Annotated in this window: 23 protein-coding genes and 1 tRNA gene; 6 read left to right on the plus strand and 18 right to left on the minus strand. The window is 64.0% G+C overall.

Going from position 1 to position 21,381, the window contains the following annotated elements; all coding sequences use genetic code 11:
• Positions 1-17 precede the first annotated feature (17 nt).
• The 4 genes from ACRVY7_RS21800 to ACRVY7_RS21815 all read right to left on the minus strand — a co-directional run bounded on the left by ACRVY7_RS21800 (position 18) and on the right by ACRVY7_RS21815 (position 3,966).
• Positions 18-644 (minus strand): response regulator, encoded by a 627-nt coding sequence (locus ACRVY7_RS21800; RefSeq protein ID WP_431818617.1) that lies wholly within the window; start codon positions 642-644, stop codon positions 18-20.
• On the minus strand, positions 641-1,807 hold the full coding sequence (locus ACRVY7_RS21805; protein ID WP_431818618.1) for a sensor histidine kinase: 1,167 nt from the start codon (positions 1,805-1,807) through the stop codon (positions 641-643). Before ACRVY7_RS21805 ends, ACRVY7_RS21800 begins: the two co-directional genes overlap by 4 nt.
• Before the next feature lie 5 nt (positions 1,808-1,812).
• Positions 1,813-2,430: a TetR/AcrR family transcriptional regulator gene (locus tag ACRVY7_RS21810; RefSeq protein ID WP_431818619.1), complete on the minus strand. Its 618-nt coding sequence runs from the start codon at positions 2,428-2,430 to the stop codon at positions 1,813-1,815.
• 348 nt (positions 2,431-2,778) lie between these two features.
• Positions 2,779-3,966: a hypothetical protein gene (locus tag ACRVY7_RS21815; protein ID WP_431818620.1), complete on the minus strand. Its 1,188-nt coding sequence runs from the start codon at positions 3,964-3,966 to the stop codon at positions 2,779-2,781.
• 559 nt (positions 3,967-4,525) lie between these two features.
• Here ACRVY7_RS21815 and ACRVY7_RS21820 point away from each other — a divergent pair.
• Positions 4,526-4,828 (plus strand): PX domain-containing protein, encoded by a 303-nt coding sequence (locus ACRVY7_RS21820; RefSeq protein WP_431818621.1) that lies wholly within the window; start codon positions 4,526-4,528, stop codon positions 4,826-4,828.
• 310 nt (positions 4,829-5,138) lie between these two features.
• Here ACRVY7_RS21820 and ACRVY7_RS21825 read toward each other — a convergent pair whose 3' ends face one another.
• Entirely contained in the window at positions 5,139-9,755 is a 4,617-nt protein-coding gene (locus ACRVY7_RS21825; RefSeq protein ID WP_431818622.1) for a transglycosylase family protein, read from the minus strand.
• A 256-nt stretch (positions 9,756-10,011) separates the two neighbouring features.
• Between ACRVY7_RS21825 and ACRVY7_RS21830 the strand changes: the two genes are divergently transcribed.
• From ACRVY7_RS21830 to ACRVY7_RS21840, 3 genes are all read left to right on the plus strand, one after another.
• Positions 10,012-10,344 carry a hypothetical protein gene (locus ACRVY7_RS21830; protein WP_431818623.1) on the plus strand — a complete coding sequence of 111 codons (333 nt, stop codon included), beginning with the start codon at positions 10,012-10,014 and terminating at the stop codon, positions 10,342-10,344.
• On the plus strand, positions 10,341-11,627 hold the full coding sequence (locus ACRVY7_RS21835) for a site-specific integrase (protein ID WP_431818624.1): 1,287 nt from the start codon (positions 10,341-10,343) through the stop codon (positions 11,625-11,627). Before ACRVY7_RS21830 ends, ACRVY7_RS21835 begins: the two co-directional genes overlap by 4 nt.
• 169 nt (positions 11,628-11,796) lie before the next feature.
• A complete protein-coding gene (locus ACRVY7_RS21840) occupies positions 11,797-11,922 on the plus strand; it encodes a hypothetical protein (protein ID WP_431818625.1) in 126 nt (41 codons plus the stop codon).
• Positions 11,923-12,260: 338 nt separating this feature from the next.
• Here ACRVY7_RS21840 and ACRVY7_RS21845 read toward each other — a convergent pair whose 3' ends face one another.
• From ACRVY7_RS21845 to ACRVY7_RS21890, 10 genes are all read right to left on the minus strand, one after another.
• The gene (locus ACRVY7_RS21845) at positions 12,261-12,626 is read right to left on the minus strand and encodes a hypothetical protein (RefSeq protein WP_431818626.1); all 366 of its coding nucleotides are present in this window, start codon (positions 12,624-12,626) and stop codon (positions 12,261-12,263) included.
• A 231-nt stretch (positions 12,627-12,857) separates the two neighbouring features.
• Positions 12,858-13,742, minus strand: coding sequence for a hypothetical protein (locus ACRVY7_RS21850; RefSeq protein WP_431818627.1), 885 nt, complete (start codon positions 13,740-13,742; stop codon positions 12,858-12,860).
• Positions 13,743-13,795: 53 nt separating this feature from the next.
• Positions 13,796-14,035, minus strand: a complete 240-nt coding sequence (locus tag ACRVY7_RS21855; RefSeq protein ID WP_431818628.1) for a hypothetical protein — start codon at positions 14,033-14,035, stop codon at positions 13,796-13,798.
• A 23-nt stretch (positions 14,036-14,058) separates the two neighbouring features.
• The gene (locus ACRVY7_RS21860; RefSeq protein WP_431818629.1) at positions 14,059-14,478 is read right to left on the minus strand and encodes a hypothetical protein; all 420 of its coding nucleotides are present in this window, start codon (positions 14,476-14,478) and stop codon (positions 14,059-14,061) included.
• Positions 14,479-14,659: 181 nt separating this feature from the next.
• On the minus strand, positions 14,660-15,094 hold the full coding sequence (locus ACRVY7_RS21865; protein WP_431818630.1) for a hypothetical protein: 435 nt from the start codon (positions 15,092-15,094) through the stop codon (positions 14,660-14,662).
• Positions 15,091-15,516, minus strand: a complete 426-nt coding sequence (locus tag ACRVY7_RS21870; protein WP_431818631.1) for an endonuclease VII domain-containing protein — start codon at positions 15,514-15,516, stop codon at positions 15,091-15,093. Before ACRVY7_RS21870 ends, ACRVY7_RS21865 begins: the two co-directional genes overlap by 4 nt.
• Positions 15,513-15,875 (minus strand): hypothetical protein, encoded by a 363-nt coding sequence (locus ACRVY7_RS21875; RefSeq protein WP_431818632.1) that lies wholly within the window; start codon positions 15,873-15,875, stop codon positions 15,513-15,515. Before ACRVY7_RS21875 ends, ACRVY7_RS21870 begins: the two co-directional genes overlap by 4 nt.
• Positions 15,872-17,197 (minus strand): AAA family ATPase, encoded by a 1,326-nt coding sequence (locus ACRVY7_RS21880; protein ID WP_431818633.1) that lies wholly within the window; start codon positions 17,195-17,197, stop codon positions 15,872-15,874. Before ACRVY7_RS21880 ends, ACRVY7_RS21875 begins: the two co-directional genes overlap by 4 nt.
• Positions 17,194-17,610 carry a DUF2742 domain-containing protein gene (locus tag ACRVY7_RS21885; RefSeq protein ID WP_431818634.1) on the minus strand — a complete coding sequence of 139 codons (417 nt, stop codon included), beginning with the start codon at positions 17,608-17,610 and terminating at the stop codon, positions 17,194-17,196. The genes ACRVY7_RS21880 and ACRVY7_RS21885 overlap by 4 nt, the downstream gene beginning before the upstream one ends.
• A gap of 3 nt (positions 17,611-17,613) precedes the next feature.
• Positions 17,614-17,856, minus strand: coding sequence for a helix-turn-helix domain-containing protein (locus ACRVY7_RS21890; RefSeq protein WP_431818635.1), 243 nt, complete (start codon positions 17,854-17,856; stop codon positions 17,614-17,616).
• Positions 17,857-17,997: 141 nt separating this feature from the next.
• Here ACRVY7_RS21890 and ACRVY7_RS21895 point away from each other — a divergent pair, with 141 nt between their 5' ends.
• Positions 17,998-18,564, plus strand: a complete 567-nt coding sequence (locus ACRVY7_RS21895) for a hypothetical protein (protein ID WP_431818636.1) — start codon at positions 17,998-18,000, stop codon at positions 18,562-18,564.
• Entirely contained in the window at positions 18,561-19,799 is a 1,239-nt protein-coding gene (locus ACRVY7_RS21900) for a tyrosine-type recombinase/integrase (RefSeq protein ID WP_431818637.1), read from the plus strand. The genes ACRVY7_RS21895 and ACRVY7_RS21900 overlap by 4 nt, the downstream gene beginning before the upstream one ends.
• 22 nt (positions 19,800-19,821) lie before the next feature.
• On the opposite strand, the gene ACRVY7_RS22600 is transcribed toward ACRVY7_RS21900, so the two are convergent.
• The 3 genes from ACRVY7_RS22600 to orn all read right to left on the minus strand — a co-directional run bounded on the left by ACRVY7_RS22600 (position 19,822) and on the right by orn (position 21,313).
• Positions 19,822-20,475 carry a DUF8453 domain-containing protein gene (locus tag ACRVY7_RS22600; protein ID WP_488184329.1) on the minus strand — a complete coding sequence of 218 codons (654 nt, stop codon included), beginning with the start codon at positions 20,473-20,475 and terminating at the stop codon, positions 19,822-19,824.
• A 62-nt stretch (positions 20,476-20,537) separates the two neighbouring features.
• Positions 20,538-20,610, minus strand: a tRNA-His gene (locus ACRVY7_RS21910).
• Between the two features lie 103 nt (positions 20,611-20,713).
• Positions 20,714-21,313 carry an oligoribonuclease gene (orn, locus tag ACRVY7_RS21915; RefSeq protein WP_049700886.1) on the minus strand — a complete coding sequence of 200 codons (600 nt, stop codon included), beginning with the start codon at positions 21,311-21,313 and terminating at the stop codon, positions 20,714-20,716.
• Positions 21,314-21,381 lie beyond the last annotated feature (68 nt).

Below are 21,381 nucleotides of genomic sequence, written 5' to 3' on the forward strand. Positions count from 1 at the left end.
CGAGATCCTGTTCGCGGTCACGGCGCAAAATCCACCCACCCGTTCTCGCGGGCTATTCGGTAGGCGCTGGATCGATTGTCGACGCCGAGTTTTCGATTGATGGTCGCGAGATAGTTCCGCACGGTGCCGGTGGAGAGAAAAAGTTCTCGGGCGACATCGCGGACGGCGCGGTCTTCTTGCGCGGCCGCGAGGACCTGGGTCTCACGTGCCGTCAGCGGTGATGGTCGCATGGTCAACGCGTCTGCGGCGAGTACCGGGTCGACGTAGCGTTGCCCCGCGTGGACTCGCCTGACGACGTCGGCGAGGGCGGTGGCGGGAGCTCCCTTGGCGAGGAAGCCTCGTGCGCCGGAGGCAAGGGCGGTACGCAGAGCATTGGGGTGCCCGTGGCCGGTGAGTATCACCCCGGCGCACCGCGGGAGTACCCGCTGCAGCTCTTCGATGACCCCGAGGCCATCCAGTTTCGGCATCTGTAGATCGACAACGGCGACTTCGGGTGTATGGAGCACAGCACGTTCGACCGCCTCCCTGCCATCGCGTGCGCTGGCGACCACGCGCAGGTCGGTCTCCCGCTCGAGTAGACCAATTAGCGCCTCCCGGATCAGCTCATCGTCCTCGGCGAGGAGGACTCGGATCGACTCGTTCACGGTGCCTTCCCGCTGTCGCGGGGCGATGCCAGGCTCAGCTCGAAGCGGTTCTCTCCGATGGGACCTGCGACCAGACTCGCGCCCATGACTGCGCATCGCGCCGACAGCGCCGCGAGGCCGGTTCCGCCGCCCGTGCTCGTCTGTGACGTTTTTCCTCGCGCCCCATCGTTGACTATCCGCATGGTCACCATGGAGGTCGTCGCGGAGATCAGAATCGACGCGGTACGAGCGTCGCTGTGGCGCAACAGATTTGTGACGGCCTCGCGAACGGCCATCGCCAGAAGGTTGGTGATGGGTGGCGGTATGAGGTCTGGCTTCTCGACGTCGATCGTCGTGTCGATTCCGGCTGAGTCGAGCACGAGCCGTGCGGACCGAAGTTGAGTCGGGAGATCGATGGCGGATTCTCCATGGATCGCGCGTCGTGCTTCGTGAAGCGTTCCGTTCGCGAGTTCACGGATGCTCTCGCTTTCCGCAGCTGCTCGGTCGGGATCTTGCCGGGCGAGATCGGCTGCGAGCTCGGCCTTGAGCGCGATGACTGTCAGACGCTGTCCGAGCACGTCGTGCAACTCGCGGCCGACGCGTAACCGCTCCTGTGCGGCTGCGAGTTCGGTGTGGGCCTCCCGACCATCTTGAGCTGCCAGCCACAGGCGGTGAATCCAGACCAGGACATGACATGTCGCCCACGCGGCCAGGGCGCAGCCGAGAGTTGTGAGAAGGCTCGGGATCGGCGACCCGTCGAAGATTTCGCCGCCGAGTGCCGCGGCGCCGCCGAGTATCACCGCCGCGATCACGCCACAGTGCCAGGTGAGCAGCGCACAGGCGGCGATGGCGAAGCCGGCGAGCCATACCCAGGGCGTTTCACCCGACTCCGTCCACAGGTGAGTCGGCGTCCACAGCGCTGAGCAGACGATGATCAGCAGCGTCGTCTTCTGAATACCTGCGGCGAGCACGGGTGCGGGTTCGACCGCGTTGCGCAGAACGGTCAACAGAGCGAACCCGTACAGGATGAGTCCAGCGCCGTATGCCACGGCGAGCGGTGCCGTCGGGGGCGCGGTGGACGACATCGCCATCATCGGGGCCCACCCGAAACTGGTCATCAAGAAGCCGAGGACGATCCAGCGCGGACTTCGCCACGGCGGCAGGACGTCGACGAGTCGGGACATGATCGTCAGTCCGCTGGTGGGGCAAATGCGGGTTGAAGGACGGCATTGATGAAATGAGCCGCGTCCGAGGGATCAAGCCTGCCGGCGGTGATCTCATCGGCGGCGGCGTTGATGACGACGTGGGTGGTGGTCAGTAGCCAGCTCACCGGCAGGTCATCCCGGAACCTGCCTTCTCGCTGCCCTCTTTCCAGCAGGTTGCGCATGCGTGCTTCAACCGTCTCGTGCAGCTCGCGGATTCGAGCAGCAGGCAGTTCCTTCTGGGCGGCGGCGAGGAGACCACGGGCCTGATCGACCAGTGTCCAACTGGATTCGACGAGGCGGCCGAGGGCCTCGGCGGGATCGTCGTCGAGCGGTACTTCGGAGAGAACGTCGTCGCCTCGCTTCAGACTCTCGACCACGGCCGCCTCGATGAGCTCCGCGCGGGTCTTGAAGTGCCCATAGAGGGTCATCCGGCCGACGCCGGCTTCGGCTGCGATGTCTGCGATGGAAGCGTCGGGATTCTTACGGAGAGCGATGGGAGTGGCCACTAAGATCGCGCCGCGGTTGCGTTGGGCATCGGCGCGTTGGTTGCTGGGACCGCCTTCCCTGCTCGTCGCAGCACCGGTGTGGTCCGTCGCGCTCACGTAGACCAACTCCTATCTCGTACGGAGAGATACGGGTTAGCATAGCCGGATACTCGTACACGGGTGCTTGATTTGGTCTCTGGCACGGCTGGCGCCGAGATCCGCCGAAGTCGCAGAAACGAAAAACGAGGTCCAAACCCGGCCAGGGATTTCCCTGTCGCAGGTCTGAACCTCGTTCTTTTGGGGTGAGCGACGGGACTCGAACTCCCGTGAGCGGATGACTTCACGATGCGTCGAGATACCTGATGGGGCGCCTGACCAGCGCCCAAGCGAAGCGACGGTGCATCCACATACGTCGGGTTACATCGCGATGCAACGGCGGCGTTGCATCGATCGTTGCATCAAGGTCTACTGCTCCCAGTCACGCCAGCGGTCGTCCATGATCCGTGCGGCGGCCCACCTCCGGGTGCCCGACGGGTGCGCTGCTGCCATGGTGTCTGCGTGGACTCTGGGTTCGGTGCCATAGCCGGTGAACTCTGCCGACGTTGAGCGGGGGAGCGCCAGCGGCCACTGCGCCGCATGTTGAACCAGCCATTCGGGGTGCGACCGACGCTCATCCCAGCAGTGTGTGAGCGCGCCGACGACCGCGGTGACAAAGGAGGTCATGGACTCGCACAGTCCGTCGAGAACGTCACTGCTGGACCGCACGATGAACTGATCGCGCATTGCAAGTTCGAACCGTCGCGACCGTGCGGTCCCGGCGCGTTCGGCAAAAACGAACGACTGGACCTCACTCCATTTCGGGTTGCGATAGAAGACGCGGATCATGTTGCGCCCGTCGACCATCAGCTGCATCTTCACGGCAGGTGAGCGGTGGGTCATTGCGTTTCGTGTCTCGCGCAACCACGGAAGCCACCCGTCCGGGCCATGGCCCTTATGAGTAGTCGCTGCGATCAGTGCACGCTGCATGTCCCCGCCTGGCGTGCCTTCGAGCCCCACCAGCGCCACATCAAGTGGACCTCGCGCCGGTCGTTGCTTTCGTCCTGACGTCTGAGTGGTTGACGCTAGCTTGGCCCAGTCCGCTTCCTGAAGTTTGATGATATCGCCCCAGTCGCAGGACATGACGTCGTGTCGCGCAATCGCTCCGACGATGAGAATCGCGGCTGCCATTCGATCGAGCGTCTGACCAAGGTGGAACAGGCAGTGTTCTGCTGATGCCGTGATCCGATGGGATCGGCGTTCGGCGTGGGCGTCTCTGGGGATGGCGGCGAGGTAGTCGGTGGGCGTGGGCTTCGACGGCGAGCGTTGCTTGTCGAGTGCGCTCCAGATCGCCTTGATCGCGTAGTTTTCCGCGTGCACGTCCTGGGCGTGGTCCTGCGCTGACAAGGATGCCAGCACCAGAGACTCAGCGGTGCCTGCGATCGACTGGATGAGATAGTCAGACAACATAATGCGAGTCCTCCAGTCGAGATATCCCGACCACCAGCCAAACCCACCCTCGTCGACGTCGAGCTGTGAAATCAGGTGCGCCTGTAGCTCGTTGAGGCGCGAGGTGGCAGGCGCGACGCGTTGACGGTAGCCGTCGGTGGGAGTCATAGCCCGTCATGCTATCGCCGCGTCAAAGACCTGAGATCATGCTGGTGAGATCCCCCTGAGTCGTGCCCTTTCGTCTCGTGGGCGCAGCCAGCAGGGAAGATCTTCAGTCGACGGCAGGACGGATGCCTGTGTGGATCTCCGGCAAACTGGTCGCCGAGCAGTTCCACCTGTTTCGTATGCGCCGCCCGCGCCGGGCGTGAATCGGAGGATGCCAGGTGTCTGCCAGTCGGCAGATGGAAGGCCTCGACGCAGAGCGATATACACCGCTAATGAGCTCCCCGGATTTCCGCTCCGACAACGGTAATCTCAGTGTCGTGACCTTCGGAATTTCGGCCCGCAGAATCAAGGCTCGCAACACTCAGCGCATGATCCGGGATTTGAAGGCCGGCCGGCCGACAGTCCCTCCTGTGAGGATGCCGACACTTCCCAGCTCCCGTGGGACCCGAAGTTGACCGGCAGAGGGCCGAACACCCGAGACGCGGTCGCGGCGCTCGTCGAGGCCTCCGCTGGCAGCGGATATCTGGGCCCGATCTTGGCATTCGCGTGTTTCATGGGCGTAATGCGCCAACTGCCCGGGCATCTCGATCTCGCTGATGTGGCGGCGAGCGAGAGTGTCGCCGAGTTCGCGACGCGGCGAATCGAAACCGTCGCCGCTGTCCACGGTCGGACGCTACTCACCCCGGTCCATATTGCGGCGCCCGGAGTTGCCTATGTGGTTCTCGACTCTGGCGATGCGGAACACGACACATTCGTCACTCTCGTGCGCCGGCCCGACATCCACGACGTCATCCCCGAGTTCGATCACTGGCGCGTGTTAGCTGTCGGCGACCCCGTGCCCCCCAACGAGATCGCGCTCGCGTAACAGTTCCCTTCGGCAGCGCGGCGCGGGGATAGAGCAGATGCGACGTTGGCTGTCGCCACGGTACGCCCGCCCGGATACCCGAGCGCGTGCAGTTGATGCCCATTCCAGCATTGCCCGCGAGCAGGGCAGCTCAGACAGCAGTCCTCGACGGCGCGGGCACGCGAAAAGCTGAGTTGTCGTGCCGTCACATCGGGATCGAACGGCCGAAGCTGCACGGTGAACCTTCCGCGCAGGTTGGGGAGAGTCCTCGGGAATCGATACGAGCAGCGCGCCCATGCCGTGGGTGACCAGCTGAGCCGCAGTTCTCTGCTCATACCTTGACGTACCTGCGGGCTTTGCGGCGTTGGGTCTGGTTGAGCTTCTCGACGACGGCGTCGGCGTCGACAGGTCCGTTGATGATCACGTTGATCGGTGCGGCGCGCGCAAGCAATTCGTTTACCAGATCGGTGAGGTTGCGGCGGTCGGCGGTCGGGTCAGTCGGCTTGTTGTCCGTCCCGTACTGGTTGACGGCGTGTAGTGCCGGAGGGAGGGAGTCGAGACCGACGATGCCGAGCCCGGCGCCGAGTTGGCCTTCGATCAGTTTGTTCGCCGCCCCACCCATGCGAGTGCCGAGAGAGGTACCCGTCGTGTTGTCGTAGGCGCCCAACAGTTTCGAGTTGGTCCACAAGTAGCCGTCGATGATGTTGTGGATGCCGACGTCGGCCGCGCTGCCGAGGCTGCCGGAAATGTTGGAGCCGAGGGTGTATTCCTGCGGCTTGTAGTTGCCCTTGCTGTTGAGGTCGGTGTCGGTCAAGGGTTGCACGGGCGGAAGCGTTTTCGGACTCGTGACCTCCGGAGTTTTTGTGGTCGTGGGTGTTCCCGTGTCACCGGTGTCCGTCGCAGTCGTCGGTGGGGTGGCTGCGGGTTGCTGGGCGTCGTTCGGCGAAGCAGCCGGAGCAGCAGGAGTGGGTGCTGCGCGCTGGATACCGGCGCGCAGCTCGTCGTCACTCTCCCGACCGGACATGCCCGATCCCCACGGAGCTCCACCACTCTTGTTGAAGATCTCGGCGGCAATCTCTGCTTGCTGCTCGGGCGTCGCTTCTCCGGCCGTCGGCGCATACTTTGTGCCACCATTCGCAGCCCACGTTTGCTTGGCGATCTGAAACAGCCCGCTCGCTTCATTGCCGCCGCTGTTGGCGTCCTGAATCTCCTGAACCCTGTCGGCTTTGCCGCCGCTCTCACGCTGCATCAAATGATCCCAGGCAGGATCGGACGACGAGTACGTGCCGTCGGGATTCTTCTTCAACGGGATCGTGTCAACCGTCGACGCAGCAGGAGCATCCGCCGTGGTGGTGAGGTCGCCTGTACCGGTATCAGCGGAGGTCAACCCGCCGCCACCGCCGCCCATCATGGCAGGCCAGTTCTCCACCCACACAGGGGTGACTCCACCCTTCTGCGCGTCGGCTGCCGAGTTGTACTTCGACCCGCCCCCGGAGTTACCCCACGACACCCCACCGCCACTGCTGCTGCCGCTCGACGACGACGAGGTTGCCGACGAGCCGATACCGGAACCAATCGGAGTCGACCCCGATGCCGACGTCCCCGACGACGGGGTGTCATCAATACCCTTGCCACCAGACGACTTCGACCCGCCAAACGAGTACGACTGCCGCGTATGCACATGATCGGTATGGCCGGCCCAGTCATCGCGGTAATACCCAGGCTGCGACGTACCCGGACCAACCAGTTGCCCGTCCGCCACACCGATCTGCTCACCCGTGTTCGGGTTCATCCAAATGACTTGCTCAAGCTCGGCGGCATCCCCTCTCAGAAACTCGGCGAACTTCTGCATGTCGTCGACCGATCCCGACCAATCGATGCCCTTGTTCTGGCCGTCTCGTTCCTGGTGTCCGGCATAGGTGGACGGCTTGACGTTGAAGCGTTTCCCGATGTCGTACACCCATTGCGGGAAGCCCTCAGATCCGTAGCTGATGTTTGTGCCGACAGGTAGGCCGTAGGGTTCGCGGGCAAGTCCTCCCTCAGCGAATGCAGGTAGCGCAGCGCGCAACGCCTGCCACAGTGGCATCCCCGCATTGAGTCGCGAGAAGATCGGCCAATAGCGGGCCGTGGATGCGGCAGTGTTGACCGATTCGCGGTTCGACAGCAGGGCGGGCACCTTGTCGTCGGTGGGGCCTCCTGATCCGCGCACCATACCGGTGGCGCGGCGGAACACATCGCTGAGTCGTCCACCTGCCGCGAGCAGTGGAATTTGGGGAACGGAGAACGTCTTTCCCGCAATGCCCCCCATGCCAGGGACGTGACTAAGCCAGCCAGGCACCGTGAACGATAGGCGTCCGACGGTGTTGTTCCAGAGTTTGGCGATTCCGTTGAATACCGCTTTGGCGGATTCTCGGATCGGTTCGAATATTGCGCCCGCAATCGACTTGATTTTGTCCGGCACCGACTTGAAGAAATTCACCACATCAGTGAATTTCTGCACGATCCAGTCTTTGGCCTTACCTATCGCGTTCGGGATGGTTTCCGTGAAAACTCGTACGAACGCCGAGAATCCCGCAGACAGGACACCCCACACCCAATCCCAGGCCACCTTGACCGCACCCCACACCGCTTCCCACACCGTTTGGAAGAACGTCGTTTGTGTTGCCACCCAAACGATTCCGGCGACGAGTGCGGCGATAGCGATAACGATGAGGCCGATCGGGTTCGCTGACAGAGCAACGTTGAGTACGGCCTGCGCGATGCTCCACATGCGGATACCGCCGACGATGGCCATGATGGCGGGCGCGAACTGCACGAGCGTAGGTATGAATGGGGTCAGGCTTATCACCAGACCACCCACCACCTGGGCCAACCCCACAAACTGTGGTGCAGCCTCCGCCAACCCCTGACCCACCGCCTGAATCGCCGGTAGCAGAACAGGGGCAAGCTGCTGCACCATCTGCGCAATGATTGGCGCCACCTGCGTGCCGATGACCTGAGCCACCTGCAACAGCACCGGCACAACCGCAGCCATCGCCGCCTGCGCAGATGTGAAGAACGTTCCTAGGGCATTCTGCCCAGTGGCGCCATTGACCCACGTTTGGATCTGCGTCAGGGTCCCCAAGATTCCGGCGAGTGGGCTGGTCCCCGCCGCGCCAGCGGCACGGAAGACCCCCGCAACAATCCCTCCGACCTGACCCAGGACCGCGCCGAACTGCTTGGCAATGTTCACCGCGTTGGTGAAGAACGCCTGCATCTGTCCCGACTTCTGCGCCTCAACGAGCATGTCGGACAAGCCTTTTGTCGCTCCGGCGATCCCATCGGTCATGGGGGCGAAAACCTGCGACGCACCTGCCCCGATCGCGGCGATGCCGGGGACAAGGTTGCCCAGTGCCCGACCGAAGTTCGCGGCCATGTTCGACGAGTAGCCGAGCATCGTCGACGTCAGTGACAGTCCGGTGGTCGAGTTGAGGAACCCGAGCGCCGATCGGGCGCCCTCGTTGAAGCCTGCCGCCACTCCCCGCATCGACGCTCCGAGAAGTGGAATGTAGTTGTCGGCCAGCGGCCGTACTTGCTCGGCGAGACCTGCGAACAGTTGGTCCTGCACTGAACGTTTCATCTCGTTCCAGGCCGGCGTGACCGCCTGGACCGCGAGGACGAATGCTCGGGCGTTACCCGACAGTTTCGCCATCGCGTCGGCGAACGGATCTGACCCGCCACTAGCGGCCGTCTTCTTCGGGTTGCGGGCCTCGTTGAGAGCGTCTTGTGCCTGCTGTGTGGCGTGGGTTGCGTCGGCAAGCTTCTGTTGTGCCGCAACAACTTCATCGGAGCCCTCAACGCCCTTGGCGCGGGTATCGGCTGCTTCTCGCGCGAAGTCTGCGTTGTCCCGCTGGGTTTCCATGAGCCGCTGCTCGGCCTGCTCTACACGCAATACGGCGCGGGCACGTTCACGCCCATTCTTGAAGTCACCCGCTGCGAGTTCCGCTTTCGCGTCCGCAAGGTCGAGTTGAGCGTCCTTCTCCGACAGCACCGCGCCACGCATCTCGAGATCGAGGTCACGAAGCTTCTTGCGGGCGTCGTCACGGGCGCGAGCGACGTCCTTCTGCGCGTCCTTCTCGTCACGTACCGCGCGAGACAGCCCGTACTCGGCGTCCCGCACCGCCTTGGCTTGCTCTGCGAGGTCACGAGCCGTGTCAGCCGCGCCACCACCTGTGGCCGACTTCCCCATTGCGGAGAACGCGTCACTCATCCCGCCGAGACCGACCTTCAGCGTTCCAGCGGCGAGCGCGAGGGCGCCGACACCGGCCGCAGCAGCACCACCCGCTGCGGCACCCACAGCCGCGAGCGCAGCAGCGAGCGCAGCAAGTCCCGGCAGCATCGCCCCCACCGCAACCGTTGCGCTACCGGCGATCGCCGTGAACTTGCCGAGAGTCCCGAGCATCCCGCCCAGAGATGCCGACATGCGGTCAACGCCACCGCTGTTGGCGTTCACGTTGATGTGATGGCTGCTGGGTAGTGATCGCAGGACGAGTGCCAGTCGTTCAACCTCGGCGATTCCGTGGACGGTGACGTTGATGACGATGTTGGTGTTGCCGTTGCGGCGAATACGGTCGAGGGCCGCGGACAGAAGTCTCAGGTCTGCCGTGTTAGCGCCGGTCTGCTCGACATGCAGAGTGGTGGTGACACGCTCGGGAACAGTGTTGAGGGCTGCCCGTACCTTCGTTGCTGCCGTGACTGCGGATCGGGCGATGCGGTCGAAAGACCTATCCCAGTGGTCTGCGGTGCGTCCCGAATAGTTGCGGGCGTCGGCTTCCATCCGCTGGAAGGACTGGCGGGCGGCACGCTCGGCGATCTTGATACTGCGGACAAGTCGCAGCGCGAGATCGCGGTCGATGTTGCCGTAGTTCAGCTTCGCATCGACATGGGCCTCGGCCCAGGGTGCTGTCATGCCAACCAATCCGCGCGCAGAGAGTCGCGCCCGGCCCGCGGCCAGTCAGCATGTATCTAGAGGGTATCGGGTGGCCCCTGCGGCGTTTGCCCTCGACGACGGGCGTGGCGGCAAAAAGGGGCGGGAAGGGGTGTGCCCGGCCTGTCGAAACCACGCGCACAAGTGGGCACAGTGTTGCTGTCACCTTTAAAAGTGTTGTCCCACAATGGAATTAACGAACAACACCTCGCCTTGTGTTGAGGTATGGTCTCCGGTCATGACACAAACGCAACACCATTGGTGGGACCACGAACAGCGGATCGACTACCCCGATGCCGGGCCAATCACGGCACGATCGGCCACGGTTTGGCAACTCGGTCAGGTGCGGGGGACACCCGGATACAGGCTCGCATTACGCATCACGCAGGTCGACGGCGTCGACACGATTCCCGAGCTGTCGCTGTGGCCGTGGTCGGGACACACTCCGGCTCTCATCCTTTCCCGTGACGAAGCTGCAGCACTCGCCGACGCGCTTCACCGAGCGATCGACCTTGTCGACTGCGAGATCGCCGCCGAAACCGCACACCTCAACCCCACGAGCCCAGCATGACCACCACTGAGCGGCGAGCAACTGCGCGCACCCAGGGCCGTCGACCGGCCCGCGCCGACGTCACCGCGGGATGGAGCCGACCCATTCAACGGTGGGCCAACGAGTGCCGGACCGCCGGATGCGCAGAGACCACCATCCGCACACGCGCTACATGCCTGCGCAACCTCGCTCGAACCCTGCAAGCCGACGTCCCTGATCCGGCGGCGGTGACGACCACCCAGCTTCGGCGGTACCTCGACGACCGAACCTGGCAACCGAGCACTTACCGCAACAATGCGAAAGCCATCCGCGCGTTCTACCGATGGCTTCACTCCAGCGGAGTGACCGCGGTGGACCCTGCTCTCACTCTTCCCGTCGCCATCAACGGCCACGTCGCGGATGAGATGCGCGCTCGAGCACTCGCTCGGCCCGACCGTCCGCTCACCGGTCCTGACCCGCTGCCTGTGCCCACCGAATGGGCAATGTGGATCGAAGACTTCCGCCGCTATATGCGCGCAGGTGGCCGCACCGAGCACTCCGTGCGTACACGCCTCGAGCATCTCAAAGCCCTGGCGCGAGCACTCGACCCTCTCGTTCCGAGTGAAGTGGTGCTCGACGACCTGATCGACTATCTGGCCGAGCGTGACGACTGGAAACCCGAGACACGCCGCAACATTCGAGGATCTCTCCGCGCATTCTATGAATGGGCAGTCGAGGCAGACGGCCGCCTCACCATCAACCCCGCTCAACGGCTACCCCGAGTGAAGCCCGGCCGGCCTGCGCCTCGGCCAGCTCCCGAGAACGTCTACGTCGACGCGCTCTCGGGAGCTGACGAGCGAACCCGACTGATGCTGCGACTGTCCGCGGAACTCGGCATGCGCCGTGCTGAGGTGGCTTGCGTGCACTCCCGCGACATCACGAGGGGAGACGGCGGCCATTGGTGGATTGTCGTGCACGGCAAGGGCCGCAAGGATCGCGTCTTGCCCCTTACGAACGATCTGGCGGCGGCTGTACGCGCCTTGGCTGCTTCCGGCTATCTGTTCCCCGGCCTCGACGGACGTGGCCACCTCTCCGCACGCTACGTCGGCGAATTGGTGCGGCGTCGACTCCCGGCCGGAGTAACCATGCATCAGCTGCGGCACCGATTCGCCACCCAGGCCTACGCGCATTCCCGCGACCTGTTGACCGTCCAACGACTCCTCGGCCACTCCTCGCCGGCCACCACACAGCGCTACATCGCAGCAGACGACTCCGCGATGCGCCGGATCGTCGAAGCTGTCGCCACGGCCGGTGACCGGCGATGACACGACCTTCGATCCACCACGCCGAATACATCACCAAGTCGGCCACCCACCGTTACGCCGAAGGCGCCTCGACGACGGCGCGAAACCGGCTCCCGCGCCACGCCAGCCTCCAAACCGCCGCGATCTACGCTCGCGTCACCGACGACCGAAAACGCGGCTCTGAAAACCAATGCCAGACAACAGCATTCCCGGACTCGAACTGCAAGAGATTGGTGACACCCGCGGCATCACCATGCCGGCGCTGATCTTCACCATCACCCGAGCGCTGCAACGCATCGAACTCGGCGCCGAATAGATGACTGTGCTTGACGAGCCAGCTCGTCGGCACGCCGTAGCGCCACGGCAGCGAGTGAGTCGTCGTTCGACCGCTACCTAGGCTGCTCTCTCCGGGATACGTCCTGGCGTGCAGCGGTGCACAACACATCCATCCACCGCACATAAGTGCCAGTCTCCACCGATCCATCAGCCCAGACCCGAACGAGCAACATGTCCTCCTCGGCACCTCGGAGATGCACGGGCAAACGCCGATCGTGGGTCACCCCAATCCAGCCGTCGGGAACGCGCCAACCTTGGTTGACCACACACCTTCCGGGCGCCGCCGACGCTGCGGCCGCGAGAGCCTGCTCCCACGACTCAATCACCGCCACCAGCTCCTCCAGTCCCGTCGTACGTCGCGCCACGCTGCTCCAGCGCATCGAGCCCCGGTGTCGGCATCACAATGCCTTCTGTCATCGCATGATTCTTTAAGACCGTCACCAACGCACCCAACTCGGCGTCTAACAGGTCCGCCTCCGACTCCTGCTGCCGCATCGGCAACCAATTTCGATCTGGCTGGTTGAGCCCATGGAGTTTTGCCAGGCTGTCGAGGATGCCGCGCGCCGACGACAGGAGTTGCGCGACACCGACCTCGCGGCCGCGGTGTGCCTCGTCCAACGCCTCATATGAGCGTCTGAGCAAGTCCTCCAGACGCTCCGTGTGCAGCGCACGGTACTCGTCCACCTCAGCGACCTCGACCCGAGACAGAAGGCGCGCCGCCGCCCGATACGCAGTCGTCCGATCGTGATACCCACATCGGTCGGCCACCGCCTGCCACGAATAGCCCTGGCGACGCAACCGCAAAGCCTCCGTCGCGCGCTCACGATTGCGCACCTCGTCAGGTCTCATACCCACATCCTCTCTTGTCTGGCGCAGCCGTCGGAACAGACAGCACAAAGCTGGCCAACTCCGACTTCACCGCAACCGCGGCTTGTGGCTCGCAACTTCCGAATGCTGAATACGCGCGATGGCTTTCTCTCGGTCCGCTGCCGCCAGCTCGCCCGGATTCTCTGGCAATCCTGGGGACCACAGGATGTCGCGCACCGCAGGTACAAGCGTGCCGTCGAGGAACGGCTTCTGGTGGCTTCCAGGCCAGTCGATGACGTCATAGGACGACCAGTCGAGCCCGTTGTGGGTGAGGATCAGCGTGGCATCCGTGGCCGGGCGTCGGTAGCGCGCGCCGGCCAACCACCGTCGCAACTGGTCGGCGAGCCAGTCCTCGATGCCTTCGATGGGCTGCCAATTGCCCAACCACGTGCCGGTGTAGGGCCCGCGATACTCGGAAGGGTTGTCGTGCCACAGTAGGAGGCGGCCGGAGAACACGACGATCCGGCCGGGGTTGTGAATATCGGTGCGATACAACCGTTCTCGGATGAAGATCTCGGCAAGGGCACGCGCATTGACCGGTTCGGGCAGTGTGCCGTCGTCGCTCCGCTGTTCCCAGCTTCGTGGCGCCCCATTCGGATGATCGGCCGGAAGGCAGGCGAACCGTGCGTTGACGATAGGTCCGTCTGTCGGGTCAAGGTCGCCGAGGTGGTATGCGAATCGTCGAAGCAGCATCTCGGGATCGTCGACGTCGAGATCGAGCGTCGCAGCGGTGTCGGCGAGCATCGCCTCGATGAGCGGCTCGGGGACTGTGTGCCAGTGGCCAGCCCGGTCGGGTATCTGAAATCGGCCCGCCCGGAACGTGATCCGTAACCGTCCTTGTGTGTTGCGCAGCGACTCGACTTGCGCGTCTATGACGGCACTGGCGGGATCGGCAGGTTGGCTCGGGGCTGGCGCCGGGGCGGCGTCGGGCATGGTGGGCTCCTCATCGAGGTTGATTGTGGTGCGTCGGCGCCAGGGCAATGGGCTCATCGCAGGCTTCCAGGATCGAGGACCGTACAGCGACTATCCCGGCTGAAATGGTTGACACCGCTCATGCGAACCTCCAGCGGGAGAACCCACAGGTGCTCGGCAAGGCGGGTGATCACCGCGGCCATGATGGCGTCGGTCTCGGTTGCGCCGATCAGTTCCCGCGTAGTGTCCAGTAGCTCGGCAATCTGCGCTTCGCTGGTGGTCGTCGCGATGTCGTTCGCCAGGCCGGTGGCCACGTGGTCCAGGTTGTAGGAATGCATCAGATACTCCCTGCCGAGATGTCGCGCAGTGTGGTGGCACGCACGGTTCCGGCGCGGTCGTCGACCCACACCGAGTACATGCCTCGGGAAGGGCTGTCAGGCGAGCCGGGCCCGAGGTCGGCGTGATAAAGCAGGCGCCCACCGACGTCCTCGGCGATCGGCGGGAACACGTACCGGAAGATTCGACCTTGCTCGATGGTTATGGTTGCGGTGACCGGGCGGCCGTCACCGTAGGTGGTGAAGTCGTGCACGGTGCCGCCGAGATCGGTTCGGGCACGCTCGATCTGATCACCTGCGTCGACATGGTCGGAGAACGCGCCATCCATCGACAGTTGGAAGTACGTCCACTCGAGGGTGTCCACAGCGCTTGCGGCGGCGTGGATGAGCCGGTCGACGCTCGGGGTGGGGGATTGCATCATGGTTCCTTTCAGGACGGTGAGTGGGGGTTGAGTTTCGGGAGGGTGGTGTGCGTGATCGCGAGGTCGAGTCGCCCCGTGCACCACGTCGCGCCGATACACGGGTGTAAGGCGGCGGCACCGCACGCTGGGCAGCGCAGCTCGGCGGCGGCAGCCAACACGGCGCGAGTCCGGCGGCTGCTGGTCACCGCACAACTCCGGACGTGAGGGCGGCATCGATGCCGCGGGCATGGAAGATCTGCAGCAATCGCGTGACTTCGGTGATGCTGGCATGCAACGAGATCGGTGGGCTGTCGGCGACGGTCAGCGTCCAACCCGGCTGGGTCGCCGACACTACCGGCTCTGTCTCGCCTGATGCGGCGTGCGCGGCTAGTGGAGTGCGTTCTCGGGCGTCGTGGCGGGACAGTGCGGCCCGCACCGCATTACGGCCGAGGCGGAAGTGGGCGGCGATCACGTCGACCTCCCAATCGAACCGCTCATGCAACCTGTGGATCTGGGCGTCGCGGCATCGGCGCCACGATTGGCTGCCGTACTCGCCTGCAGCGTCAAGCTCGTCGCGTAGGCCTGCCAGGAAGCCAGCGGCGACGCGTTCGTCGGCGGTCGTCAACAGCTCGGTCATGCTGAGGTCTCCTTCGTGTCGGTGTCGGATAGCGTCGGCGGATCGGTGAAAACGTCGGCTGCAGGCGGCCGCATCAGGTATGCGACAGCTCGCCGCAAACTGGTCAGCGACCACCGGCCCAGCAGGCGGTGATTGCACGGCTCGCACAGCAATCCACGGACCCGGCCTGTCTCGTGGTCGTGATCGACCGCTAGGCGTCGTCCCCGCGGCTTTGCCCAGCAGATGGCGCAGCGACCGCCCTGCGCAACCAGCAGCGCGTCGTATGCGCCCGCCGGAAGGTCGTAGGTGCCCTCGACGCGGCGACGGTGCTCCTGCGTGCTCCTGGCCGCCATGCGGGCCCTGTGGTGGCGGTAGCAGCGTGGGCCGGGGAACCGGGCGTCCGGAGCTCCGCACTCCTTGCACGCCTTCAGCTTCGCCGTCATCGCAGAACCTCCCGATGTGCGCCGCACCGCTGCCCGGATTGGGCCACGCGACGCCGGCACGGCCGCCCACACTCGGTGGGCGCTCCACACCGAATCGGTACAGACCACACCCGCGCACGCGTCTCGTCGGGCAGTGGCTCGTCGAGGTCGTGTTTGGGACACGGGTCGCCATGGTCGACGTCGCGTCGGCCAACGACGCCGCAGTCGGCGATCCACAACTCACGATTACCGTCCGCGTCGATGCTCTCTACGAGCTGATGTCCGGGCAGGCCGACATCGCCAAGTCCGCGCTGCGTACGAGGATCGATCAGTGCCCATGCGCGCTCGAGTGGATCGTGAGCGTTGTCCCGATCCGTCACGTTTCCCCCTCCTTAAAGGAGGGGGGGAAAACGTGATCGGTACCCGCGTGATCGGCGTGATCGGTAGCGTGATCGCCCTGACCTGCGGAAACACCAGAATTCGTGATCGGCGTGATCGGTGCGTGATCGGGTTCGAGTGGAAAAAGTGCGTGATCGCCCCTGACCTGCGCTTTTACCGATTTCCGTGATCGCCCGTGATCGGTCTCCGCAAGAAAGTAAGTAGCCGCACGGCCACCCTCCGAACCACCCTTCTCGCCCACGCTCCGCACCAACATCCCCGCCACGACGAGCTTGTCGAGCTGACGGCGAGCCTTCTCCACATCCGAACGATTCGGGTTCGACTTCTCCGCAATCGACGCCGCAGCCATCCGTGCCGTCAACCCCGTCACACCCGCAGCGCGCACCACCTCGACAAGATCGACGCGGTGCTCGATCGACATCGAACCCGCCGCCTGATCATGTAGGAGTCGGTAGGGACCTACCTCCTCGGCTGGCTGTTTCAAATGCCGGAACGACACGATCGGATCACCCGGCTGACCGTCGAGCAGCACCACCGACCCCGCACCCGACGTCAGCCACGTCGACCCGTACACGTCCCCGATAGTCGTCGGGCCATCGTCGCGGTCACCGCGCTTCTTGATGTGATGCAACTCGGCAATCTGTCGGCCACTGTTCAACACCGCCTGCCGCGCCCGGTTGTAGGCAGCACCGACCTCGTCCTTCGCCAGACCCAGCGCAGCGTCCTTGATGCTGTCGACGATCAAGACGTCGGCACATGCATCCTCGACCAGGTTCAGCAGCAGACCGGGGTTGCTGGCGACGTCATGCGGTGGAGGCCCCTTCCACACAACCAGTTTCGCGTCCAGGATCGCCCGGTGTTCCTCGCCGAAACCGCGGCGCAGAGACCGTGCGATCTGGCGCGGCCGGTCCATCGCCAGATAGAGAACGCGGTGGGCCTCGGCGACAGGCAACCCCAGAACAGGCTCTGATGCGACCCCCAGCAGCGCACACAGCACTTGGCCAATCAGAGTCGTCTTCCCGACGCCCTGAGGCCCGGCAATCATGAGCGCCTCGCCTTCAGCCCACAACACCCGGCCGGCGTCGTCGCCCCACACCGCGGGAACCCCTGGCGGCTGGTCGAGAACATAACGCGCTCCCTCAACCATGTGGGAGTTCCACGAATCGGGCTGTGCGCCTGGGGTTGTCGGTGGCTCCGCATTGGGTGGCGGAACGTCCGCGTACGGATCGGCGTCGAGAGTCACTCCCAGCGCTGTCTCGACGCGGTGATTCAACTGGGCGATGCGAGTCCCGATGTCGGTCATTCTGACCTCCGCGGGATGTAGGCGCCTGACCGAATCGCGTTGTCGCGCTGACGAACTCGGTGAGCGACAGCTGCCCAATCGACTGCATCTGACACGACGAGCGCGGCGTCCTTGAGTGCAGCGCTGCGTTCGGCGAGGACCCAGCGGGTGCCGGCGGTCAGCACGGCAATGAACTTCTGCGGGTGGGTATCTGGGAGCGCACACCACTGCGGCGACCCCGCAGCCGGAGAGGGTCGCGCGGCGGCGGCGCCAACGCTCCGGTTCACCCAGTCACGCACCTCGATGTACGGGTCTGGTGTCGTGGGCTCCGGGACTCGCTGTGCACCGCTACTATCGACATCAGACGCCCATCCCTCGGTGTTGTTGCGATCGCCTCCCTCCGCTCCAGGGAGGCGTTCGTACGTTTGGGCCATTGGTCAGAGTTCGCTCGCTGAAGTGTCTCCAGATGGCGTGGCGCCCAGCATTGCGAGTAGCGACATGCGGGGAACGACGGCTCTCCGTCCGACACGGATGCTGGGGATCTGTCCGTCACGCACCGCCCGGCTGACAGTGCGTTGGTCGACACCCAACACTTCGGCGGTCTGTTTCATGGTGATCGCCGCTAACGTCGATCGTTTCAGCCAGCCCAGATCCAGCGTGGGTTCCGGTGAACTCGTCATCCTGTTGCCTCCGTGTGCATCTCAGTGAATCTGCTGATGCCTCTACGGTTGCCGTAATTACCTACAAAGTCTAGTGTGTCGATTATGAGAAAAAGTCGAGGCATGGAATCGGGCGGAGGATCGGATCGTCTCCCTGGTCACATGGACGGCAAACCCCAGGTCGAGATCGCCCACTCAGTCGTCGACGGCGTCTACCCCGTCAGCCTCGGAAGACTGCGCTCAGTAGCGATCCGCCTCGTCGGACACCCCTGCACCTATTACGTGCGTGCAGGCAGAACCGACGAGGGTCCAGTTCTCCTGGGACTCGCCATCATTCCTGACGACGGAACCGAGCTCACCGCTGAACTACTCAAACGGATTCCAGCCAAACGACTGGCTCATCAGGCCGCGCTGTTCCACGTCGAGCATGGTGACGATCACTCCACAGAGGAAGCCGCACCCCTTGAATTCGACCCTGGCACGTACTTCACTGAACCCGAGCGGCGACGACCAGGTGCACGCGGCAGGCCTCCACGCACAACCTCAGACCTGCAAGACCTCGCAGCAGTCCACCGAGCGGCTCGTCGAAACGGCACTTCCGCACGACAAGCGATCGCCCTCCACCTTGGAATCACCCCGGCAGGTGCCGACAAAGTCATTCGGCAACTACAAGATGCAGGACTCGTGATGCGCCGCAGACAATCTCCCAAGAAAGGCACGCCACAATGACGAAGCGGAAGAACACGAGCAGGCGTCGCGGCGTCGGCTCCATCACCAGTTACAAGACGAAGGCTGGTACTCGCTGGCGATACCAAGTGTGGGTGCCCGCCGATCCCGAGTTTCCCGAGGGGGAGTGGAAACACGTCGGCAAAGGCGGATACGAGACCGCCGATGACGCCGACGATGCGCTGCAATCCGCGCGCGCAGATCACAAGGCCGGAGTTGACCTCACTGCAACGATGCCGACGACGCTTGAGTACTCCACACGCTGGCTCGACTCGCTCGATCTCGAAGCCTCCACCGTCGCCGGCTACCGCCGAATCTTCAAGCTTCACGTCAACCCAGCCATAGGCACGATACGAATCGACAAAGTGACCCCAACCCGACTAGCGAGGCTCTACGCAGAGCTCCAGCGGCCCAACCCATCCCGCAAACGAGCACCTGCCGGTTTATCGAAGAACACCGTCCACAAGGTGCACGTGGCGATATCAGCCATGTTCGAGTCGGCCCGCTCTGACCGCCTCATCGCCATCAACCCTGCTCGGCAGCGCAAGACAGTGAAAGCGCCCACCGCCAAAGCCGTGAAGCGTGAGCAAGCCGAGATGGTCACCTGGTCCGGAGCTCAACTCGGTGCATTCCTCGCTTGGAATCGCGACACTCTCGATGACGACGTCCACGCACTCTGGTGGACTGTTGCCCACACCGGCCTCCGACGGTCCGAAGTCCTCGCGCTGATGTGGGACGACATCGACTTCGAAGGATCTCGGATCAAGGTCCGCCGAGCTCTCGACACTGCTCGTCGAGGCGAGATCAAAGGCACGAAGTCGGATCGTGCCCGTGTGATCGACGTCGACGCGGCAACGATCAAGGTGCTCCGCAAGTGGAGAGCCGCCCGAGCCGCGATATCGCTGGAGTTCGGCCGCGCTGGCGCATACGTGTTTGGCACCTTCGATGGCTCGCCTCGCAATCCGGTGTCCACGTCGCAGATGTTCGGCCGACGTGTCGAAAAGGCCAGACGGAAGCTCGGTGCAGACGCACTGCCGGAGATCACCTTGCACGGGCTCAGGCATACTCACGCCACGGTCCTCCTGGAGAACGGAGAGAATCCCAAGGTGGTACAGGAGCGACTGGGGCACACGACAATCACGACCACGATGGACACCTACTCGCACGTCACGCCAACGATGCAACGGGCCGCGGTAGATAGGTTCGCCGCCGCGATCGGCGCTCGACCACCTTCGTGATGACGAGATTCAGTCGGTTTCGTTAATCACCCAGCCAAGGTGCGCCGTCACGCAGGACGGTCTCCACGCCACCCCGGTCGCGCTTATCGACCGACCAAGTCTCACCCTCAATCAGCGGAATGCCAAGGGACATGCGGTCGACGTATTCGTTCCCGTCGTCATCTTCGTACTGAAAACAGATCGCCGAGTCGCGACTAATTCCGTCGACGTTCTCCAGATGGCCGTGAGCGTCCTTCTTGCCGGTAAGGAGGATGAACTCGTTTCGCGCGGCGAACTCGGGTAGCCATGCATCTACCGGTTGCGCATATCGGTCGCGGACGTACTTCAACACTGACTCCTGGCCGTCGGCAGTCGTCGTGTGAGTCGGCAGTGGCGGATCAAAAGTCACGCGCACCTTCCGGGCAATTGACTTTCCCGCGTTGGTTACCACGAGACCCGCCTTCATCCGACCCGTGAAGCGGAGCGATCCCACCATCATAGGCCGGGCGGTGCGTCGCGCGGCGTCCCGATTGTGCCGAAGGGTACGGACTGCAGTGGTACCGGTGACAACTGCCATCAGTCCACCAGCGGCAGCCGCGGTGGCTGCGACTCTGGCGGCGGTCCACCAATGCCAGAAGTCCATGAACCAACCCACGCGAGTCACCTTCCTGCACCGCTGTTGCATGGTCCGTTGCATGCGCACAAAAAGGAATAGCGCCCCACTCGCTCGTTGGCAGGTGGGGCGCTATTTCCGGTCGGGGTGAGCGACGGGACTCGAACCCGCGACAGCCAGGATCACAACCTGGTGCTCTACCAACTGAACTACGCTCACCATCGGCATCGGAAACCCAGGAAGAACACTGGGTCCCAGAGCCAAGGTCATACTCTAGCGGTTCGGACGCTCCGAACTCCAATCGGTTGACTGACCTGTGCGTTCAGGCCGGTCCGAGGTCTTTGACGATCGTCGCGAGGGTATCGACGTCGGGACCCGGGTCGGGAACGAAGGCCGCAGCGCGGTAATACCGGAGTTCGCGGATGGATTCGCGGATGTCGGCGAGGGCACGGTGCGCGAGGCCCTTCTCGGGCTGATTGAAGTAGATGCGCGGGTACCAGCGTCGAGTGAGTTCTTTGATCGAGCTGACGTCGACCATGCGGTAGTGCAGGTAGGCGTCGAGTTCCGGCATGTCCCGAGCGATGAAACCCCGGTCGGTGGCGATGGAGTTGCCTGCGAGGGGGACTGCGCCCGCCGTCGTCACGTGCGCGCGGATGTAGTCGAGGACCATTGCCTCGGCCTCCGGGACGGTGATGGTCGAGCGTCGGACTTCTTCGGTCAGCCCCGAGTCGGCGTGCATTTTGGTCACGACGTCGGGCATCGACTCGAGGTCGGCGTCGTCGGCGTGGATGACCACGTCGACGCCGTCGCCCAGAATGTTGAGCTCACTATCGGTGACGAGGGCGGCGATCTCGATCAGTTTGTCCTTCTCGAGATCGAGGCCGGTCATTTCGCAATCGATCCACACCAGTTTGTCCTGCACGCATCAACCTTAGCGGGCGGCGTTCCACGGCTATTGTTTGCTGTAGTGCACCGACTGCCAGTGCTTCG

The sequence above is a fragment of the Gordonia jacobaea genome (genome assembly GCF_965344965.1).
Taxonomy (GTDB): Bacteria; Actinomycetota; Actinomycetes; order Mycobacteriales; family Mycobacteriaceae; genus Gordonia; species Gordonia jacobaea.